General features: G+C 40.9%; 21 protein-coding genes and 1 pseudogene. 7 read left to right on the top strand and 15 right to left on the bottom strand.

Going from position 1 to position 21,728, the window contains the following annotated elements; all coding sequences use genetic code 11:
• The first annotated feature begins 27 nt into the window (after positions 1-27).
• The 3 genes from LU361_RS10345 (at position 28) to LU361_RS10335 (ending at position 5,908) form a co-directional block, all read left to right on the top strand.
• On the top strand, positions 28-2,265 hold the full coding sequence (locus LU361_RS10345) for a TonB-dependent receptor (RefSeq protein WP_233088766.1): 2,238 nt from the start codon (positions 28-30) through the stop codon (positions 2,263-2,265).
• Positions 2,266-2,517: 252 nt separating this feature from the next.
• On the top strand, positions 2,518-4,392 hold the full coding sequence (locus LU361_RS10340; protein WP_233088765.1) for an alkaline phosphatase D family protein: 1,875 nt from the start codon (positions 2,518-2,520) through the stop codon (positions 4,390-4,392).
• A gap of 484 nt (positions 4,393-4,876) precedes the next feature.
• Complete coding sequence (locus tag LU361_RS10335; RefSeq protein ID WP_233088764.1) at positions 4,877-5,908, top strand: 5'-methylthioadenosine/S-adenosylhomocysteine nucleosidase family protein; 1,032 nt, start codon at positions 4,877-4,879, stop codon at positions 5,906-5,908.
• Between the two features lie 145 nt (positions 5,909-6,053).
• On the opposite strand, the gene LU361_RS10330 is transcribed toward LU361_RS10335, so the two are convergent.
• The 15 genes and pseudogenes from LU361_RS10330 to LU361_RS10270 all read right to left on the bottom strand — a co-directional run bounded on the left by LU361_RS10330 (position 6,054) and on the right by LU361_RS10270 (position 15,907).
• Positions 6,054-6,296 carry a hypothetical protein gene (locus LU361_RS10330; protein WP_233088763.1) on the bottom strand — a complete coding sequence of 81 codons (243 nt, stop codon included), beginning with the start codon at positions 6,294-6,296 and terminating at the stop codon, positions 6,054-6,056.
• A 30-nt stretch (positions 6,297-6,326) separates the two neighbouring features.
• Positions 6,327-6,428: a S26 family signal peptidase gene (locus LU361_RS20335; RefSeq protein ID WP_350338017.1), complete on the bottom strand. Its 102-nt coding sequence runs from the start codon at positions 6,426-6,428 to the stop codon at positions 6,327-6,329.
• Positions 6,429-6,735: 307 nt separating this feature from the next.
• On the bottom strand, positions 6,736-7,521 hold the full coding sequence (locus LU361_RS10325; RefSeq protein WP_233088762.1) for a YwqG family protein: 786 nt from the start codon (positions 7,519-7,521) through the stop codon (positions 6,736-6,738).
• Positions 7,522-7,625: 104 nt separating this feature from the next.
• Positions 7,626-7,979 (bottom strand): hypothetical protein, encoded by a 354-nt coding sequence (locus LU361_RS10320; RefSeq protein WP_233088761.1) that lies wholly within the window; start codon positions 7,977-7,979, stop codon positions 7,626-7,628.
• 338 nt (positions 7,980-8,317) lie between these two features.
• Positions 8,318-8,593, bottom strand: a complete 276-nt coding sequence (locus LU361_RS10315; protein ID WP_233088760.1) for a hypothetical protein — start codon at positions 8,591-8,593, stop codon at positions 8,318-8,320.
• A gap of 56 nt (positions 8,594-8,649) precedes the next feature.
• The gene (locus tag LU361_RS10310; protein WP_233088759.1) at positions 8,650-9,036 is read right to left on the bottom strand and encodes a hypothetical protein; all 387 of its coding nucleotides are present in this window, start codon (positions 9,034-9,036) and stop codon (positions 8,650-8,652) included.
• Between the two features lie 27 nt (positions 9,037-9,063).
• Positions 9,064-9,567 (bottom strand): annotated as a pseudogene (locus LU361_RS10305) (RDD family protein).
• Positions 9,568-9,884: 317 nt separating this feature from the next.
• Complete coding sequence (locus LU361_RS10300; protein ID WP_233088758.1) at positions 9,885-10,247, bottom strand: hypothetical protein; 363 nt, start codon at positions 10,245-10,247, stop codon at positions 9,885-9,887.
• 804 nt (positions 10,248-11,051) lie between these two features.
• Positions 11,052-11,366: a DUF6693 family protein gene (locus tag LU361_RS10295; protein WP_233088757.1), complete on the bottom strand. Its 315-nt coding sequence runs from the start codon at positions 11,364-11,366 to the stop codon at positions 11,052-11,054.
• A 99-nt stretch (positions 11,367-11,465) separates the two neighbouring features.
• On the bottom strand, positions 11,466-11,693 hold the full coding sequence (locus LU361_RS10290; protein WP_233088756.1) for a hypothetical protein: 228 nt from the start codon (positions 11,691-11,693) through the stop codon (positions 11,466-11,468).
• 295 nt (positions 11,694-11,988) lie between these two features.
• A complete protein-coding gene (locus LU361_RS10285) occupies positions 11,989-12,396 on the bottom strand; it encodes a hypothetical protein (RefSeq protein WP_233088755.1) in 408 nt (135 codons plus the stop codon).
• Positions 12,397-12,858: 462 nt separating this feature from the next.
• Positions 12,859-13,089 carry a SymE family type I addiction module toxin gene (locus LU361_RS20330; RefSeq protein WP_350338016.1) on the bottom strand — a complete coding sequence of 77 codons (231 nt, stop codon included), beginning with the start codon at positions 13,087-13,089 and terminating at the stop codon, positions 12,859-12,861.
• A gap of 339 nt (positions 13,090-13,428) precedes the next feature.
• Positions 13,429-13,938: a hypothetical protein gene (locus LU361_RS10280; RefSeq protein ID WP_233088754.1), complete on the bottom strand. Its 510-nt coding sequence runs from the start codon at positions 13,936-13,938 to the stop codon at positions 13,429-13,431.
• A gap of 534 nt (positions 13,939-14,472) precedes the next feature.
• Positions 14,473-15,105 carry a LysE family translocator gene (locus LU361_RS10275; RefSeq protein WP_233088753.1) on the bottom strand — a complete coding sequence of 211 codons (633 nt, stop codon included), beginning with the start codon at positions 15,103-15,105 and terminating at the stop codon, positions 14,473-14,475.
• Entirely contained in the window at positions 15,098-15,907 is an 810-nt protein-coding gene (locus LU361_RS10270; protein ID WP_233088752.1) for a PhzF family phenazine biosynthesis protein, read from the bottom strand. The genes LU361_RS10275 and LU361_RS10270 overlap by 8 nt, the downstream gene beginning before the upstream one ends.
• A gap of 194 nt (positions 15,908-16,101) precedes the next feature.
• Here LU361_RS10270 and LU361_RS10265 point away from each other — a divergent pair, with 194 nt between their 5' ends.
• From LU361_RS10265 to LU361_RS10250, 4 genes are all read left to right on the top strand, one after another.
• The gene (locus LU361_RS10265) at positions 16,102-17,490 is read left to right on the top strand and encodes an aminotransferase-like domain-containing protein (protein WP_233088751.1); all 1,389 of its coding nucleotides are present in this window, start codon (positions 16,102-16,104) and stop codon (positions 17,488-17,490) included.
• 507 nt (positions 17,491-17,997) lie between these two features.
• Positions 17,998-18,549, top strand: a complete 552-nt coding sequence (locus tag LU361_RS10260; RefSeq protein WP_233088750.1) for a GbsR/MarR family transcriptional regulator — start codon at positions 17,998-18,000, stop codon at positions 18,547-18,549.
• A gap of 557 nt (positions 18,550-19,106) precedes the next feature.
• Complete coding sequence (locus LU361_RS10255) at positions 19,107-20,501, top strand: cytochrome ubiquinol oxidase subunit I (protein WP_233088749.1); 1,395 nt, start codon at positions 19,107-19,109, stop codon at positions 20,499-20,501.
• 2 nt (positions 20,502-20,503) lie between these two features.
• Complete coding sequence (locus tag LU361_RS10250; RefSeq protein WP_233088748.1) at positions 20,504-21,508, top strand: cytochrome d ubiquinol oxidase subunit II; 1,005 nt, start codon at positions 20,504-20,506, stop codon at positions 21,506-21,508.
• The last annotated feature ends 220 nt before the right edge of the window (positions 21,509-21,728 follow it).

The following is a 21,728-nucleotide window of genomic DNA, read 5'->3' as shown; positions in this document are numbered from 1 at the left end:
ATCCTTTCCTGCCATTTGAGGTGCTCCATGTCCCGAGTAAGGTCATTCGCTTCGCTGGGTTTAATGACAGCTGTTGTTCTTGCAAACCAAAGTTTTGCTCAATCGTCTGAGCCCACTTCTGCCGATATCGTAGAAGTGATCGTAACCGCTCAGAAACGAGAGCAATCCATTCAAGACGTACCCATCACAATTTCTGCACTCGACGGAGACACACTGAGCGCACTCGGCATTGATCAGTTCGACAAACTGTCTGACTTTATTCCGGGCTTAGTAGTACAACAACAAAGCGTAAACAACAACGGTTACGTCATCCGTGGTATCACCTCTGATGACGGCGGCGCTCCTATTGCTCCGCGCGTATCGGTTTACCTGAATGGAACCGACGTATCTCGCTCTCGCGGCTCTTACTTCGAAGTGTACGATATGGAGCGTGTCGAAGTTGTAAAAGGTCCACAGGCGACTCTGTTTGGCACTGCGGCATCCATTGGTGCCATCAGCTTTATCACCAACAAACCTCAAGAAGAATTTGAAGCGCAAATTAACGTGCGTGCAGGTGAATTCGACACCCAAGAAATTGACGGCTTTGTCACCGGTGGTAATTCCATCGTCCAAGGACGTTTGGCGGTTTTATCGCGTGAGCGCGACGGTTACGTCGACAATAATGCAGAAGATGATTTAAACGGCTACGAGCGAATCGCTGTGCGCCCAAGCCTGCGCATTCTGCCGAGTGACACGGTCACCATCGATCTCGTCTACAACTACGAAGATGCCGACGATCCTGGCACTGGTTTTGTCGCCGAAGATTTACTCTTTACCGACAACGCAGCACTGAGTGCTCCGATTTCTTCAAACCTCAGCAGTAATAACATTGGCATTCAGCGCGAAACAAACGATTTTAACGCCACTGTTAACTGGGACTTCGATGAAAACTGGTCATTCACATACATTGGTGCTTACCGTGATCACGATTCCGAAGAAGTCTTCGACGCCGACGGCACCTCACAGGAATTTTTGAATTTTGCGGAGCTGGCTGACGGCGAACAGTACAGCCAAGAAGTTCGCTGGAACTTTACCGGTGATCGCCTCAATGCATTTTTTGGCGTGAGTTACTTCGAGGAAGAAGCGACCCAAACTGTGCCTTTCGCGACCGAAGAAGGGCTGTTTCTAAGTTGTAATGCTGGATTTGGAATTGCAGGCTGTAATCTAGGTACAACGGCCGCCGCAACCAATGGGTTAGTCCGTGCTCTTCCCTATGAATCGTTTTTCTCCAACAGCTCAGATAACCAATCGCTGTCGGTATACGCTGACGTTTCTTATCAATTTACTGACCGCTTAGAAGTTACCGCAGGCGTTCGATTTGTTGACGAAAAAAGGGAATCTTCTTACACGTCAAACGTTCCAGCCTCAGTGTTGCTAACCGGTATGTTTGGAGCCCCGACAGATTTATTTTTCGGCGCCGTATTTAACACCAATGGCGCAACCATTAGCGGTGATACCGACGACACCATCGTCTTGCCACGCCTAAATGCACGTTACCAGTTAACCGATACCGTTAATATCTACGCAACCTATGCACTGGGTGAGCGTTCAGAGGTATTGGATTTCTCAAACGGCTCTCCTAACTTGGTGCCATCAGAAGAGATTTCAAACTTTGAAATTGGCGTGAAAGGAACAGCATTAGACGGGCGTTTGAGTTACGCAGCGTCAACGTTCTATCAAGATTACGAAAACTTCCAGGTCACCGTGGTTGACGACAACACCGGTCAGCGCATTCCAGATAACGCCGGAGACGCAACCAACTTGGGGATCGAAACCGAAATTACGTTTGTTGCCAACCAAAACCTCACACTGTTGGCCAACTACGCATTTATCGATGCCGAAATCGATGACGATGCCGAAAACGGCGAATTTGCTGGCAACCAATTCCGTTTACAACCGGAAAACACTGCTGCGTTTAGCTACATCTACAAGCGTCCGATTTCCAACAGCTTACAATTTACATCAACAGGTAGCTGGACCTATCGCGACAATGTATTCTTCGACATCGAAAATGAATTTGAGGAAGACGCCGTTAGCCTAGTCAACCTTAAAGTGGGTATTGCCGCTTTGGACGACAATTGGTCGTTTGAAATCTTCGCCAATAACCTGTTCGATAAAGAATACATTATCGACGCGGGCAACACTGGCGACGCCTTCGGCTTCCCAACCTTTATTGAAGGTGCTCCACAAATTATCGGCGCACAATTTACCAAACGCTTTAACTAAGGCGTAACCAGAATACTTATTGACCATTAAAAATAAGTATTGGCTCCACGGCACAAGGATGTGCCAGCTAAATTATTGGTCACCCAAGCGGTATTTGCTGTTCATCGAATGAAACTCCGCAGTAAACAGTATCACTCAACAGCGGCCATTGCTGAGTAAGGAACAATTAAGGCAACCGGCCACCCCTTTCGGAAACAGAAATTAAATTGCTATCATCTCCGATCTAAATACACGGTAATTGAAGGGATTTTTATGTCAAAGCTTAACCGTCGCCAGTTTATTACCAGAGTTTCCGCAGCAGCCGGCAGCACGGCAATGCTGACCGCCTGTGGTGCACCCGAAAATGAAAATTCCGTTCGTATTAGTTTCGACCACGGCGTCGCCAGTGGCGATCCGTTAAGCGACCGAGTTATTATCTGGACGCGCATAACGCCGCAAATCACAGGTCCCGGCGCACCGGATGAGTACGACGTTGTTTGGCAGATTGCAAAAGATCCCAATTTTAATTCCGTGGTTTACGAAGACGTATTCAAAACATCCGCTGATCGAGATTTCACAGTAAAAGTAGATGTGAAAGGCTTGCAGCCAAACAATCATTACTATTATCGATTCAATATAGAGAACACACTCAGCCCAGTGGGAAGAACGCGCACATTGCCGTTGGGCGATGTCGATTCCGCAAAGCTTGCGGTAGTGTCTTGTTCAAACTTCGGGCACGGGTATTTTCACGTTTATGAAGAGCTGGCAAAAAACGACGAGTTATTAGCCATTGTTCATTTGGGTGATTACATTTATGAATACGAAGTTTCAAAATATTCCGACCCGGTTTTAGTCGGTAGCTCACGCGCCATACTGCCAGAAGGCGAATTATTGGCGTTGGACGATTACCGCCAAAGATACAGCCTCTATCGTCGCGATACCGCATTGCAAAACGCGCACAGCCAACACCCATTCATTTGCGTTTGGGACGACCACGAACTCGCAAACGATGCTTGGATTGAAGGCGCTGAAAATCACCAACCCGACGAAGGCGATTGGGAACAGAGAAAACAATTTGCCGTTCAAGCTTACCGCGAATGGCTACCTATTCGTGATTATCAAGACAGCGCCAACCCAGCAGTTACCTATCGCAATTTTGAAATCGGTAATCTCGCCGATTTAATTATGCTCGATACTAGAATTATCGGTCGCGACAAAGCGGTTGATTATTTAAAAGAAATGATCTGGCAACAAATTCCGTTTGATGTTTCTCAAGTGCCTTCTGGTGGCGCAGGAATTCCATTGCTTGACCCACAAAAGCTCAAAGACACCAACCCAGCTACCATTCAAATGATTACGGTACCGTTTGACGTTACCAAAAATCCACCGGTACCTGTTTTGGATTGGAACACAATCACCAAGCTCGATCCTAAAAACCTGCCTGCCGGACAAGCATTCCTGCCCGACGCCGCAGCCATCAAAGAAAAATTATTAAACGATCCGAACCGCAACTTATTAGGCGATACTCAAGAAGCTTGGTTAGAGTCGACTTTTAAAGCGTCTAAACAAAACGGTAAGCCGTGGCAAATTCTGGGACAACAAATATTAACCGGCGAAGTACTGATTCCAGAAGTTCGAGACATCCTTTCTGACGACGCGTATTTATCAAAACAAATTGTCGATGGTATTGTTACTTTAGGCAAACTCGGTTTGCCATTTAATACCGACGCCTGGGATGGATACAACGCTGCACGCCAGCGCCATTTACAATCGATAAAAGCAAACGCAAACAACGTGGTTAGCCTTGCTGGTGATACCCACAACGGTTGGGCGTTCGAATTAGTACCGGATGGTGAGGAAAGCCCTGTCGCGGTAGAAATGGCGACTGCGAGTGTCAGCTCACCGGGCATGGAGAACTACCTGGCAAATACCGACCCTCAAAAATTATCGGAACGATTGGTTCAAATAAACGAACATTTACACTACCAAAACAGCCACCAACGCGGCTGGTTAGAAGTTAAGATCACACCGGATCACGTGGTTGGTCAGTGGTTCTATGTAGATACCGTAAAATCCAAAACCTACAACATCATTACAGGGCCGAGTTACCAAACCGACGTTAACTCTCACACCCTTAAAAAAGTGTAAGGTTTTTTGTTGCGTTCAATGACCTAACACGCTGTTCCATAAATACTGTTAGCCCTGATTGATTCAGGGTTAACAGCGTTCAAAATCTTTTATAAACATCGCAAGAAAAATCTAAAGAAAGCTCGAAACAACTCTTTAACGCCTCTTAGTTAAGCGTATTTTTATCCTTAATTTCACCCGTCGCCCAGCGTACATTTAATTTACCTTTTTACGTATCGCCCGCCCATTAAAATGATTATTCCTAATGGAATTTTCATCCTAAAAAGCTTCCTATTTTTACAGTTATCGCGTTTAAGAATGGTTTTATAATGCCGCCATAAATTAAATCGAGCATGCTCATCAACAACATTTTGAACGTAAAATTTATAACCACATGGTCAAGAATTTGCTTTTAATTAAACACTGTAATTTTCTGTTTTAATCCAACATGTTATTTACAGCAACACATAAACACTAACCACCGATTTGAAATCTGAGGAATACCATGAGATTTATTCGCCAATGTCTCGTTTTGGTGAGCTTTTCTGTCATTATTGCAGGCTGTACTCCGCCACAAACACAATCAACCGACAACGCAAACAACGTTAATTACGGCCCGAGAACCTTCCAAGAAGATACTCCCCAATTTACGGCCGTTGTTGTCGCCTATGAACCCGAACTCAATGGTATTTTAGAAACCCTCGAAAAACATGATCAAGCTGACATAGATAAAGACCTAAAATTCAAAGGCATCACCTATCGGCTCGGCCAATTTCGAGGCGAACCTATATTGGTTTTCGCCACCGGAATGAGCATTGCCAACGCGGCTATGTCAATGCAAATGGCGTTTGATTATTTCCCCATCAAGCAAGTGGTTTATATGGGAATTGCGGGTGCGGTTAATCCCAAATGGCAACCCGGCGATGTGATAGTTCCTGCTCGCTGGTACTATCACGACGAAAGCGTGTACAGCAATCCACACCCTGAAAACCCGCAAGAATTTGTTATTCCCGAGTATTACCAGCGGTTTCTTAACGAACAACCGCAACGCAAAGCAAACGACCCTAACCTGCCCAACTACAAACCGTTTGGCTTAATTCATCCAGACGAAGTGGTTGTAATTAAAGACGGAATGGACAAACCCGAAGACAAAGCTTATTTCTCGGCATCACCACGTTTATTAACTGCAGCAGAAAATGCCATTAATAAACTCCCCACACAAAAAATACTGGATAAACGCGAAGCTGTATTAAGTGTAGGCGGCAACGGAGTGACCGGATCTGTTTTCTTAGATAACCGAGAATACCGACAATGGGTGAGAGACGTGTTTGATGCCGAAGTAACAGAAATGGAATCCGCATCAGTCGCGCAGGTGAGTTATATTAACAACGTAGACTGGGTAGTGATTCGAGCAATCAGTGATTTAGCCGGTGGCCAGGAAGGCGTTAATGTAGAACATATTTACGACGAAGAGGTTTCAAGGATTGGAGCAAAAGTTCTGTTCGCAACACTGGAAGAAATTATTCCAGAAAAGTGATCGATACACTTTTTAAAAGCAAACTACTTTTCAGCTTTTACAACCCCTCTGACTGAGTTTAAATATCAGAGGGGATTTGTTGCCAGGTAGACTTTTAGGCTTTGCATTTTATCTCAACATCTATTATTTCGACTTAATCTCAGCTCTATTGCTTACTGCTTTCTTCTTCAATTAATTCACGAATAGTCTCTTTGGCATATTGAGCCGTATACTCAAATTGCTCACTAACCATATCGTAATATTTACTTCCAACTCCTTTATACTCCTTCCTCATTTCTTCACGATTTATTGCACCCGCATCTTCCAAAGTATTCAATGCTCGATTAAAACCATCAGATATTGCACTTATCAAAATATTTTCGATTTTTCTATCCAATTCATCAGACATACTCAACAACCTTTTTAGGTTAATATCAACTCACCATGTTAGCACTAACTTACCTAACATATTCTCAGCAGGCACCATGCCCCATGTTCTACTGTCTAATGAATTATCGTGGTTATCCCCATAACAAAAAATGTATCTCTGGAATTGGCTTTAAGCAGCAATCATTGTATAGCGTACGAAAAAGAGAAATGTGTTCACGTTGAATTTGACTAATTTTTCAATCACCAGGCACTACCTAGCGGGTGCTCAAACCAGTTCTGAATTTAATGGCAATCACTCATATTTTCGCCATACAACTAAAGCACAAAAAGCAAGCATCTACTTCTTAAACACTTCTCGAATCTTCATAAGCACCATAATCAACACTAACACCTAATCACGAACTCGGCCGAATGCAGAAATTAAATATTTACACCAAGCACCTACCCTTATTCACGCATTAACAGCAATCCCAATAAAAATACGCTTTTTCTAACTCTCCGTTAGCAAGATTTTCTGGGGATATAAAGAGATGACCAACGCCACTATCTCCAAACATGATTTCATCATCGGTATCTAACTGCAGCAATTGGATATCAGTCGCCTGATCAGCCGAATAATCTCGTGGATCACCTTGCGTGAAGAATCCGTAACCTCCAATTTTATGCCCTTCGCTGGTGAAGAATTCGTTAAATGACTCTTTCTCTTCCTCAGTTAGAGTTTCCTCAAAATCCCAATAGTCTTTGCCGCCAAAGTCAAACGAGAACTGGCAATCTTCACTACTGCCAGTATCGAGTGCTTTTTTAAAATCCAACTTATGGATTTTCCAAATTGGAAGTTCTTCGTACGATTTTATATCAAGCGTAGGGCAAGCGTTGCTTTGACTTTTATTTAAGTTTTCTTCGGTTATATAAACGATTTTTTCGGTACCTGGCATATCCCACCATTCAGTGGTACTAAAATACAGCTGTAAAATACCACTTGTTGGGAAACCGTCTAAATGAGGTAATTCAGAAAAGTTGATTTGGGCAACCAGAACCATAGGATTACCGCCTTTGTCTTTTGGGTATTCCATGCCTTCTGGAACAAAAGGTTTACCCAAAAATTTACTTTGTTGTAATTCTAAGGGGTCTTTATCTAAGTTACATTCTAAGGGTGTGGCATTAATAGAAATATAGGGCCTTTGCTTTTCGGTTAGACCTTGTGAAAACTGCGCTAGCACTTTTGGTATTATTACTTTTTCCATAACATTAATCTCGTCTTCAACGGTGCATAACACTTAGGTAAATTTCAGTTGAGTAGTGAATCAATACAATAGACTGGTATTTCTGATCGATGTAACATTACGTGTTATTTCGCCCAACCGATATCGCTTGCACTTTCTATTGCGTGAACAACTTCTTCTAATATCATTCTAGCTTTATCTTCTGGCGTACGATTAGCTTTGCCAAAAACAACTTTGAAGAACGGAATCTTCTGCTCAGGCCAAATCTGCCATAACGCGGGCGACGACGGCTCCTGATTTCTACCCATATAGAACACCACCCTTTCATCATCAATACGCGATACAACGCTGCACATGAAACCAGCATCAATGGGTTTTTCCAGCTTCAAACCTTTTTCGGACAGCTTGGCGACAAAGTAATTTGCCATATCTTCATTTGAAGAAAACTCATCCGTCTTTAAATAAAGATACTTAGTCATGATAGATATCTCGATTGGTGTATAACGCTTAATGTATACGGTGAGTGAAGCGGGGGCAAGTACAGTGAAGACTATGTTTTACAGCAATGATGACTCCAAAAGCGTATCTCGTACGATTGTTCTTATACGCTTATTGATCATAGCATATAGCTGACCAAAAATTAGACTCCTCGCCTTTTAATGTACACCATTTAGGAAGTGAGCTATCGGAATTTGAGTGCTCTTTCATAGGAACCTATATCTCAATTGATATAACCTATTTATTAGGCCTCAACATTAGATGTATAGCACCTCAATCTCGGGTAGTAACAGAAAATATCTCCTTTGGATTACACAATTCACTTAGCAAGTTTGATATCGTAAGTATTATTTTTGCTCGCAATTAATCGGATATTCTGATTGATCGCAGAGGTTAATAACGTCGTGATACGAATGTAATCATTACCTCCGATTGCCAGTCTAAGAATATTCAGTACGTAACCGTTGTATTCATCGCTCCATTCAGTGTTCTGTTCGTAGATTTCGATTGGGCTATATTCTTCCCATAATATTTTTTTGACCCCTTTTCCAGAGCTTTTTCTGCTTTGAAGATGATCTTCTAATTTTTTATTCACAAGCGTTTTCAAAATAACAAAAGATTAAACACCTAGTACATATTTGCTCTGAATTTTTATGCCTTTTTTACTCTACGCATTGAATTGAAATATTTATATAAACGGCTAAAAAATTGTGCAATTAACACATTTAAAATGAGGGAAGAAAATAATGCCCAGAATGGTGTACAGTCACCTTCAGAAAATGCCGTATACACGGAGAAAGGCCAAGGGATTACTGTTGCCGAACCACAAATTATTGTTCCTGGAAACACAAAAACCGCAAGGAATAGTTTTAGATATTTTCTTAATTTATACTTTTGTAAAATAGAAATCACTATTACACAAAAAATCAACCAAGTCACAAAATTTTTAGGCGCTATGATACCCCAATAGATCAAGTAAAATGGGTATGTAATAAACCCCAAGAAATAGGTAGTTAAAAATTCAAAAAAGTATTCCATCAGTTTTCACCTATAACTAATGTTCCTTTATTGATTAGTTTTAACCACTTTAGTGCCGCCGACATAATCATGAATACAACGCTTGGATTTAGAAAATATAAATAGAATGTTAACCATACTAAAAAATTGACCAATTAAAGGTAATTGGGGTAATCCCCAGTAAAACCCATAACGCTTCGCCAGGGTTTTCAAATCAGCGTGATCGACATGAACGGTAACTATCTTAATCTTTTGTAATTTTTTACCCTAAGCTTGCCCATCCCTAAGCATGATTTTGCCATTTATCATTAAAAATATTATTGCGCTGACTACTGCTATGCCTATTGTATAGAGTAAAGATAACGATTGACTTTCAGAAAGATTCTCGAAACCACCAGTGACGTACAACAGCAAAATCGATACAGGAAAAATTATTAAGGTATCAATAATTGACGCTACTAGCCGACTGCCTCTCGACGCCAATTCAGCACTGCTTTGATTGATTTCGGGCTCTAAATCAGCATCTGGCGTTTTGTAGATTTCGTTTTCCATTTTCACCTCAACAACTATTGTAAAGATATCTCTCTAGAAAATTAAAATACAGAATAGCTCTGAAACCACTCAATTTAACATGAATTTAGTGAGCAAAAGAATAAAAATTTACTGGAATTTTAAATATAGGCGAATGGGAGTGTTTATGATTGGTTGCTGCGACAATGGGTTAATACTTTAGTTTATCCTAACCTGAAAAATAAAAATTGTAGAGTTAAACGCTGGAAAACATTTACTCTACAATAAGAATATTAAAATATTTATTACCTGAAATCTTGGAAAATAAACTGGATTACAAATGTCGACTGTTAGCTTTATCAATTAAGAAACACTCTTAGAACCTGCCTACCGACATCGGACAGCCTTATTCTAAGTGTTCCACCAAATATAATGAACCACTTGTTAATTACGATTGTTGCCGTCGAGTTTTTGTTTTCACGCTCGATACTCAAATACTGCCGATAAACACCACTCGACTTCCCAACCTTGGCTTTCACCTCACCAATGTCTTTCATCAGATATCTAATCTCTTCTAGATCTGTCTTAGATAAATTTATCTCCATTTTTTTATGGAAAAGCTTTGACTTTTTAGAGAACACCATGAACTGATATCTTTCATTTCCTAATTCCGATACTTTTATCGTGTTTTGTTCATTTTCGTAACGGTACGTATATTCCATAACTGAGTTTTAACCTGATGTAGTCGACATGCGCTTTTTCAGCCTTCAGCGAACAATATTTAACACTTCGTTAGGCTCTGAAAGAATTCATACAAAGCGCTTTTATAGAAATTACAAAATTCAGAAATTCCTCCTGGCTCACCTGATTATTCCCCAGGTTAACACTTCATGAAACCATGCTTGTTTTTGATTAAACTGAAGAAATTTGGATTTATACTATTTTCAATACCTAGAAAAACCGCAACTTAATATCGATCAATAAATACTACGGAAAAATAGTCATATACGACTGTAAGAGCATCTCTAAATTTGGTTCATTTATTGGCAACATAACACCTACCAACAAAAAACAGATGACGAAACAAACGCCAATCAAGCTGCTTTTCAATCTATCAATCGACTGGATTAATTTTATATAATCCCGAGCTATCAATCCAAAAATTAATAGCATACATGTAAGCAAATAAAACCAAACATAAGTCAATAACTATAAAGTTAAAACAAATAAAAGACATGTAATAACCGACACATAGACTATTTTGAGTTGACATATATCTAACCGACGGTAGAGGTACTATTAATATCGCTAACCCAACTACTGGGTAGAGGAACGGTAAGCGTTTCGAATAGTAGTATGAAAGCCATGACTCGTAAAACGCTAAAAACGGGATGTATGAAATCATCTAACCAAGAATGATCATGCCTACGAAAATTAGCAATTCCTTCTTATTGGTCAAGAGACATAGCGCTAAGATAACGGGTAAATATACGATACAGAGACAAGCATGTTAAGCGCTCTTCTGGCTATCCTACGCTACTGTTATTCAGACAGTAATTCCATACTTTATAAAAGTAAAAAATATAGCCTAACCCAAATGTAATTATTGTGATAAAGATCCAGAGAATAATATGACCGATACTTCCAAACAGATCTACATCACAGGTTAACTTATGACTAACACCGTTTGAGTCAATTAGCTCAGTTCGATTTATTACAAATTTAGAAAACGAATACGCAAAGAAAAATGCACCTATGCCGAAAGTGAGCAACACAACAAAAAACCACAATACTAAATGGCCTAAAATATCTAAAGTTCCAACATTTGCTTTTATGTTCATGAAAACTTCCTTTTAGGTAATAAATGTCACAGCCTCTCTATAAAAAGCACAGCTTTCGCTGTGCTAAACGGAGTGTAGCGAAACGACTTTTAATTATGTTTACTCACCTTGATATCTCTCTGGTTCAGATATTTCCATTCCCGCTAATTTCATAGCAGAACGAATATCTGGATGAACATCTTCTATATCCCAAGTATCCATATCGCCCTCCACAAATAACTTTAGAAGCTTTGAAGTGAAGTCAATTAACTCATCTTTATCTCTAATTTTCGACTGCAGAATCGGCCAGAATTCTAAGAATATTGCACTTCCTGTTCTCCAACTCATAATGTTCTCCAATTTATTTTTGAAATATAGCGTCTAATAAAACGACGCGCTTATACATCTGCTTACGTTACTTGTTAAGACTATACTGGTAATGCAACGGGATGCTTGAAAACTGATGCCGTTGTTAAAGGTCTATTATATTGACGAACGGGCTTAATACTTACTTTCAAATTTCGATTTGTCTCACACACAGAATCTGGAACGGCTACATAAACATGCTTTTTGAATTCAATATATGGCCAGCCTTTCGAATAAACCCACTTGGCGCTTTTTCTTGTATTACCACCAAGAATTGCTATCTTGTTTTCAGTTGAGTTTTTTTAACAAAATTGGAAATAGATAGTTTAAACCTCGCCATACTGAAAAAATCTACACCCACACCGGCTTTTGCATCGAATGGAAATTCGTGCTGAGGGGCATGTTTGGATTTCTTGTTGCGAGGAGAGATACCACCTATCCTCATGGATTTATGACCGACTTTTACCTCAATAAAAAGACGAGTCACTTTACTCCAGTCATGATGTTTTTCGAGTTTCTGTTCGCAAGAGCCAACCGTAATTGAGAACATATAAACTTTAGAGTTGTTTTCATCAATTTTGCCATCAAGGACTAGTTCCTCTTTGATTTTTGAATCAAGACTTTCCCAGCTAATCTGAGTACCATCATCAACATCAAATTTAAATAGCCCTGCAAAACTGTCCATTACCGTCTCCTGATCAAATGTCTAGATTACAGCTCTTTAAATTGTCATCCCTTTGTTATTTAATTATGACAACAACCCCTTAGGCTAGAAATTTTCTAACAGTTTAATACACACCCAAACAACACATTTTCCCAAATACACCGTCATGGTGACGCATATCTCAGGCAAATTTTTCTCAACGCTATCTCGAAAGTCGTACTAGGTCAACGTTCTGAACAATTTGGCACGTAAATCACTTTTTGCACTACATTGTTATAACAACCACCTACAAAACATTCGATTTTCTATAACTTTTTTCGCCTTAATTGTGTATTTCAAAAATTTTTAAAAACGTCAGAAAACCTAGCTTTAAGCTGTATTAATCGTCCAAGATTTTCCTGTTACAAATAAAAATTAGTTCTTTTGAGATAAACAAAAATATTCAAATACCAGCCAATTTACAAAACACAGACACCCACTCGGTTAAGAGTGGCTAGCATTATTTGATGAGTCACTTGTCGGATTTTTTGACGTTGAGGTAATACAACCGTCTTTGACGTAAACAGAAAGTTCGATGTCTATTGTGAAGCCGGCCTCATTGAGCCAGTAGCCTTTGAGCTGTATTAAGGGGACGGTTGGATACTTTTGTACCGATTGGCGTAGGCATCGCCGGGTATGTAGGGGTAAAAGCTCTTTCGAACCTTGAGCTTGCAGATTTTGGAAAGTTTTTCCTGGGTCAAGCGGCGCTCTGGCGTACCATTACGTTTAGCCGTGATTAATATCTCGAATATCGATTGTGGTTAGCTGCTTCCGTGTGTTCCCGCACCTAGAACTAGCGACTTGTTAATACTTAATTACACGTAAAAATCACTGTAAAAAACTAATTTTATTGCAGTAAAACAAGCACCCATTACTCACTAAAAAACTGTATAAATTAACAGAATAATCACGCAAGCAATGGCGTTAGTTTTAAACAATTAAAAACTCAAATTACTGAATAAAACCACACAAATTTTTTGCGCATAAACAGATTGTATTTATTATTGGCAATACTCAGCGATTAAACTCTTTTTTTACGGCATCAATAATCTGTAATTGATGTTCGCTAGGTTCACCGTCCATTTTGGCGGCGGATTCCATCAATTGAAGTAAAGAATCAACTTGTGCCAAGGTGAAGTTTGCTTTGTTGGGTTTAAGAATCGACGGAATTTCTAATTCGGCCGTGGTTACGTCTCGGGTTAAATAAGCGCAACCGTGATAAAACTCATCAGCTTGCGATTGCGGCACATGAAGCTGCTTAACAAACAATTGAATAAGTTCTTGTTTGGCTTCGCGGGTTAAATCGCTTTGACTTTTAGCGGTCAGCACCAGAATAACACCCACGGCTTCAAGCGGGGTTTCTAATTGGTGTAATGGGTTGGAACCGTATTGTTGTTGCCATTTGTATTTGCGATACCAAACGAATGGATTTAACGAATTAAGATCCACACCGGCTCTGTGCAGCCGAAACAATATCCAAAGTAAACCGGTTATCGCTGTAATCAATGCAAGTAAGATGTACATGGCATTTTTACCCAATAGTCTTCAATTCAATGGTATTTGGCGAACTGATCGTTTCTTGATGACATCAATACACTCAATTCTAGGATCAAGCAACAGTTCACACAGGAACAGTAGATATTTCATAGGAGCCTCTGATTAACCTCAACATTACTCAGCGTGATCTCAAGCGTGCAGTTGCAAGGCGCCGTTTGTAATTAATGGCCCTTTCTATAACAGATAGTGGGGCCTTAATAAAAACGGCAACGCCGCAAATGCGCGCTTGAGACCACGCCCGGCGGGGCCTGCCAGTTTTTTCCTGCTCCTTTTATTTAGGAAAAGGTTGTGCTTTTTCGATTTAACCTGTTAGACCTTCAAAAGCACGCCTTGATCAGAAAAAAACTGATTGGCCTGAGTGATCTTGAGGTTAATCAGAGGCTCCTACTCCAGTTTATTGACGATTCACTAGAATTTGCTAATGGGTAATATTTGAAAGGAATCCCGATTCGCTGAGAAAACGAATCGGAATTAATACAGAGGTTGGTTAACAATAAGAAATTAGTTAACAATAAAGATAACGCAGGATGCGGTAAGCACGCCCAATACTCGATTAAACATTTTGGCTGCTTTTGGCGATCGCATTATTTTTTTGATTTGGCTACCCAGCAATGCCCAAGTAGACGAGCATGGAAATACCAATAAAAATTGAGTCATTACTACAACAATTAAACTCAACCACAGTGCATCACCTTTTAAGCTGAATGCAGAAACCGCTGTAATTGACATAACCCAGGCTTTTGGATTTACAAACTGAAATGTTAACGCTTGAAGAAATGTTGTCGGCTTACTGGTTTCTCCCTCTACATCAACACCGCCTGAAGTAAATATTTTATAGGCTAACCACAACAAATACAGTGAGCCGATAATTTTTAAACCTGTGTGCAACAGCGGATAAGCTAAGAAAATATTACCCAAGCCCAAAGCGACTAAACTGAATAAAATCAAACAGCCAAATGCAATCCCTAAAATGTGCGGTACGGTTTTTACGTAACCGTAATTCATACCCGAGGCAGTCACCATAATATTGTTGGGGCCTGGGGTGATGTTAACGGAAACTACATAAGTTACTAACGACGAAAAATAACCGATGGATAAACCAGCGTAGGTTGTACTAAAACTTGGATCAATCACCGCTATCGCCCTCGCTTTCTAAATAACATTCACCTTTTAAATAGGTGATGGCTTTTCCTTTGAGCAATACGCGATCGCCCACACGCTCACACGTTAAATACCCACCGCGTGGAGAGGCTTGAAAGGCATCCAGTATTTCTTTATCGAGTTTATTACACCAGTATTGAACGATGGCACAGTGTGCAGAACCGGTCACGGGATCTTCTTCTATACCAATTTCTTTAAATCCAAAATAGCGCGAAATAATATCGAGGCCGTCGGTGTCTGTGGCTTCCGCCGTTAGAATCACACCGTGATCACCACTAATGTCGTAAAAGCTGTCTGAAAATTCTCGAACGTTTTGCTCTGTGGTTACCACAACAATAAAATCGGATGAACGCAATAAATCTTTAGGTTCGAATCCTAAGCGTTCGCGAATATTATCGGCAATTTCTGTGGGCTGCGGTTGATACGTTGGAAAATTCATTTGGTATTCATCGCCGATACGCTGCACGGTTAGCGCTCCACTGGCAGTAGAAAACTGAACAGAATCGGCATCAATACTATTTTCAGAAAATAAAACGTGAGCGGCTGCTAAAGTGCCGTGGCCACACAAGTCCACTTCGGTTGTTGGCGTAAACCAACGCAAGTGATAGCCGTCTTCGGCAGGCCATATAAATGAGGTTTCCGATACGTTGTTTTCGGCGGCAATTTGCATGCACATGGAATCTGAAAGAGCGTCACGGCTAATGACCACCGCCGCCGGATTCCCAGAAAACACACGATGAGCAAATGAATCGACTTGGTAAATTGGCAGTTTCATAATAATCTCCTTCAAGAATTGTATGCATACAATTAAGATGACAGTGAATACAAACACCGAATAACAAGCGAGCGCTACCCCCACTGGCAAGTGGTACAAAAAAACTCTACTATAGGGGGTAATTAGCGCTGTTTTCGGCGTGTAATGATGAGTTTAACTTTTAATTTCTATAGGTCAATTGGATTTTTGTCACCATGACAATTTGGAACCCCGATATCAGTCAATACGATCTTCCTAAATACAAAGCCTTGGCTACGGCCATTGACGACGCGATTGTCAGTGGCGAATTAAAAGCGGGTGACAAATTGCCTACTCATCGACGGCTCGCCGACACACTCTCGGTTACCGTAGGCACGGTTACCCGAGCCTACGCGGAGGCTGAACGGAAGCGTCTGATTGAATCTCGGGTCGGCAGCGGTACATTTGTTAGGGCACAATCAAAAATGGGCGATTTTGAAATCAATCACCCAAGTAAAGATGTTATCGATTTGAGTTTCAGTTTCGCTTTAGTTTTGAATCAAACGGAATTACTGGCCGAAGAACTGAAAGAACTCAGCAGTGATGCAAAATTACTGAGAGAAATTTTGGATTACCAAACCCCAGGCGGCATTTTGCGTCACCGCGAAGCCGGTATTAAATGGCTTGAAATGACGGGAGTTTATTCCGGCAATACCGACCGAATTATTATTACCAATGGCGGCCAACACGGTTTTCACACGGCAACGGCGGCGTTGTGCCAGTCGGGAGATACGGTGATTTCTTGCGGGTTAACTTACCCTGGGTTTTCGGTGGTAACGCAGCAATTAGGATTGCGTCACATTGGTATTGAATGGGACAGCGAAGGTATATCACCCAAAGCGCTGCGTTTAGCGTGCTCGCGGTTTAAACCAAGAGTTTTTTACGTTAATACACGCATTAATAATCCGACGTGCGAAGTTATGACTGAACAACGCATTGACGAAATTGCTGAAATTCTGCGGGAACATCAAATTTGGGTGATTGAAGATGACGTTCAGGGCTGCCTGCAAAATAAAACCATTCCGACGTTTGCCAATCGTCACCCAGACATTACGGTTTACATTACCAGCACCTCGAAGGCACTGACCGGCGGTTTGCGCATTGGGTACATTTTACCGCCGCCGAGTATTGATCGCCCTATTCGTCACGCGTTAAAAGCCAGTTGCTGGATGGCCGCGCCGATGATGGCAGAAATCACGTCGCGATGGATTGAGAAAGGTTTGGCGTTATCGATTATTCAAACGCAGCAACGAACCATGAAGAAACGCCAACAGTTGGTGGCTCAATATTTGGATCAGTACCATTATAATTCTGCGGAGCATTCTTATAATGTTTGGCTTAAATTGCCAGAGAGCCGAAACGCACAGGAATTTTGCCAATCACTCGCGGCGCAAAATGTATTAGTAAAACCATCAACGGCTTTTGCCGCTGGAAACTTTGTGCCACCGCAAGCAGTTCGATTCTGTTTGGGAGGCGACACCAACCGATCGGATTTAGAGAAGGCACTGGAAATTATTAAGGCAGAACTTCAGCAACCAGGGCCAGAAATTGATTTTTGCTTTTAACGCGATTCACTCTCAATAAAAACATCCCATTTTGGGAGGTTTATTCTAAAAACGACAATTTCCCTCCTTGTCGGGCTTCTGTAACATTTTGAATTTACAGTCACTTTTTCTTAAGCCACTCTTATTGGTAATTTCCACACAAAATATATTTCTTTTTTTGCTAATATAGGCTGTGACCTGTTAACACTCACTAAGCCATTCTGTTGTTCCTGAAAAGGCCCTGATTGAGGCGCGAGGCACATAATTTAGTCATTCTAAATCAGTAACGAGCAACAAAGAGCAGGGCTTTTTCAGGAGCAACCCTTCGGGCCGGGGTAATTTTTCCGTCAACGGTGTTATCGGTCGCTCACTTGGAATAACCAAGCTTTGCTACCTCTGCCGTGTTGACGAAAAAATTCTCTCCGGCAGAGGTGGTTTAATAAGTATTAACAGATCCCAAAAAACACTTGACCTTTATCAACTTTCATTTAATACTTTCAGAAATTTCTGAAAATTGAAAACTGCAATATGACGTTAACAGAACAAACACGCGCATTCATCATGCATTTCGGCGAAATGGGCAGCCGCTGGGGCTTTAACCGTACCGTTGGGCAAATGATGGCGCTGCTTGTTATCCATGAAGAAGCGTTAAACGCGGATCAAATTGCAGAAGTTTTAGAAATTAGCCGTGGCAACGTCAGCATGGGGCTAAAAGAGCTTCAATCGTGGCGATTGGTAAAGTTGCAGCATAAGCCGGGTGATCGAAAAGATTACTTCACCGCCATTGGCTCGGTTTGGTTAATGGCCCGCACGGTAATGGAAGAGCGGCAAAAACGCGAGATAGACCCAACGTTATCTTTATTGCGTTCTAATTTATTAGATCAAACCGACAACAACATTGATGAATACGCCTACCATCGCATGGAGGAAATTCATAATTTATTAGAATTTGTTGTTCAATGGACCGATCAATTAAGCAGCCTAAGCCCGGCGCAATTAGAAAGCTTAATGAAATTAGGTTCTGGCGTGTCTAAGTTGCTGGAATTAAAAGGCAAAGTGTTAGGCACTAGCGATAAATAAATTAAATAGCATTAATCGCTAATCGCATTAACTGCATGTTATTTTAATACAATATTTGACGTCAAAATTTGGCCATAGTTTTTATATTTTTAGTTGATATTCGTTTTTGATAAACACTCCTTTATTTATAAAGAAAAATTTCATCAACGTTTATCCGTATAGCCAAATAATTTTCTTATAAAAACTCTCATACAAAAAATAGAGACACAACTAACATTCTCACTTAAAAAGCGGTGCTTTTTGCAATAAAGAGCATCAACAATACGAAACATTGATTTTCGTTTTTATGAATCATTCTAAAAACAATAATCAATAAGTAAATTTTTAAGTGGTTTAATGCTCTATTAATACCAATAAAATGATTTTCTGCTTGAGATATCCGCAATAGATTTCAATACCTTAATATTAATGTGAATTTAGTTTAGCCAAAACAGCTTAACTGCAACTCTCTGAGCATTAATGCGTAGTGCAAAGCTCAATGCGCGTCTACGCCTGTAAAAAATTATTATTTAAACCATATTTAAAAACAATTTTAGCTTCATACTGGAGGAATTCGCATGCTCGATACATTAATGCTGTCTCGAATGCAATTTGCAGCGAATATAAGTTTCCACATTTTATTTCCAACTATTAACATTGCGTTATGTTGGGTTCTTTTGTATTTCAAAGTAAAACATGATCGTACACAAAATCCGGTGTGGATGAGGATTTATCGCTTTTGGGTAAAAGTTTTTGCGTTGTCTTTTGCCATGGGCGTTGTTAGCGGTATTACTATGTCGTTTCAATTCGGTACTAACTGGCCGGGTTATATGGAAACCGTCGGAAATATTGCCGGGCCATTATTAGGTTACGAGGTATTAACGGCATTTTTCTTAGAGGCAACATTTTTAGGCGTTATGCTCTTTGGAATCAATCGGGTTTCGAGCCGTGTACATACCTTTTCTACGCTAATGGTCGCGATAGGCACGTCGTTTTCCGCCTTTTGGATTTTAGCGCTAGACAGTTGGATGCAAACGCCCGCCGGTTTCGAAATGCGCGACGGCGTTGCGTATGTGACCAGTTGGTGGGATGTTATTTTTAATCCGTCATTCCCCTACCGACTTGCACACATGTTAATTGCCTCGGGTTTAACAACGGCATTTTTTATTGCGGGAATATCGGCTTATCGATTGCGAAAAGGCGACACAAAACTTGCGCCTAAAGTCGCTCTAAAAACCGCGCTATACATGGCGGCTGTATTGGCACCATTGCAGGCGTTTGTCGGTGATTTACACGGCTTAAATACTTTGGAGCATCAACCGCAAAAAGTCGCGGCGATGGAAGGTGTTTGGGAAACGCAAGAAGGCGCGCCCTTACTTTTATTTGCCATTCCTGACGAAGAATCCAGAGAAAACCATTTTGAAATTGGCATTCCAAAATTAGCGAGCCTTATTTTAACGCACGAAATGGACGGCGAAATTAAGGGCTTAAACGATTTTGAGGGAGATCACCCGCCCGTAAAAGCGGTATTTTTTAGCTTCCGGGTTATGGTGGGTATCGGCGTAGTCATGATTATTGTGGCTTGGTATTTTTCTTACCTAACCTACAAAAATAAATCGTTAGTACACTGGCAATTACGCACACTGGAAATACTGACGTTCTCTGGCTGGGTTGCAGTATTGGCAGGTTGGTACGTGACAGAAATTGGTCGTCAACCATGGTTAGTAACCGGCGTATTAGCAACCGCTGATGCCGTTACCACGCAACCAACTGGCAACGTGCTTGCGTCGTTTATTACCTATCTGTGCGTGTACGCAGGATTGCTGTGGGCCTATATACATACCCTACGAGTCATGGCGAGAAAATCCATCACGGTAGAAGAGTTCGAAACTAAAGAGCTTTCTCCCACCGGTAATACTCTCGCTAATAACGCGACACCCAACAAACATGCAACAGAACCTCAGGGAGCGTAACGATGATTAATGAAGAAACATTACCTATTATTTTCATCGGCTTGATGGGTCTGTCGGTTTTAATCTACGCGATATTAGATGGCTACGATTTAGGTGTGGGAATATTGTTACCCATGGGGGCCGATCAAGAAAATGATCGCGATATTATGATCGCTTCTATCGGTCCATTTTGGGATGCAAACGAAACCTGGTTAGTACTGGCCGTGGGATTAATGTTAATAGCTTTCCCTGCGGCACACTCGCTTGCGTTTTATCACTTATATATTCCAGTATTTATTTTACTGGTTGGTCTGATTGTACGCGGCGTTTCTTTCGATTTTCGGGCAAAGGCCGCCGTCGACTTTAAACACACTTGGGATTGGTTATTTAAATTAGGATCACTGCTAACCACGTTGGCGCAAGGATTTATGCTCGGCCAATTCGTGATGGGCTTTAGTTATACTCCGGCCAGCATCGCATTTTGTTTACTCAGCGCGTTTGGGGTTACTGTTGCGTACAGTTACCTCGGAGCAGCCTGGTTAATTATGAAAACCGAAGATGAGCTTCAAAGTAAATCCATTCGGTGGGCGCTTTGGTGCGGACGTTTAGCGTTGATTGGCGTTATTGCTGTATCGATTGTTAACCCGATGATTAACAGTGAAGTTTACTCCCGTTGGTTTGCAATGCCGTTAGTTATGTTCGTATTATTAATTCCGACAGTGTGCTTTTTAGCATTCGTGTGGAACGACCTGCTTTTACGTCGCTTGCCAAAACCCAACGACCGATATTGCTACGGACCATTTTTACTGGTGGTGGTTATATTTACGTTGTGTTTTATTGGTTTAGCATTTAGCTTTTTCCCGTACATTATTCCCAACGAACTGACTGTATGGGAAGCCGCCAGCGACGTTGAAACCTTAAAGGTTATTTTCTACGGCGCGGTTGTGGTAATTCCAATTATCTTAATGTACACCATTTTTGCTTACCGAGTTTTTCACGGTAAGGCAACTTCACTTCGGTACCATTAAGGTTTAAGCAACCTCTGATTAATTTTTACCACGGTGGATTAACGAAAATTCGTTAATCCACCAAAATTAAAACAATAAATTTCGTTATAAACAGCCTTTACTAAAAGGCATTTACGGCAGTAAAACTTGACAACTAAATAATTAGACTTCTAAGTACCGTGTTTAAACAACGGTGCTTATATCAAATTTTTGAATTACAGAAACAACCCTGTAATAAAAA

The sequence above is a fragment of the Sessilibacter corallicola genome (assembly GCF_021290925.1).
GTDB lineage: Bacteria > Pseudomonadota > Gammaproteobacteria > Pseudomonadales > Cellvibrionaceae > Sessilibacter > Sessilibacter corallicola.
Note: the sequence above shows the minus strand (reverse complement) of the source record. Positions and strands in the feature narration are given on the sequence as shown.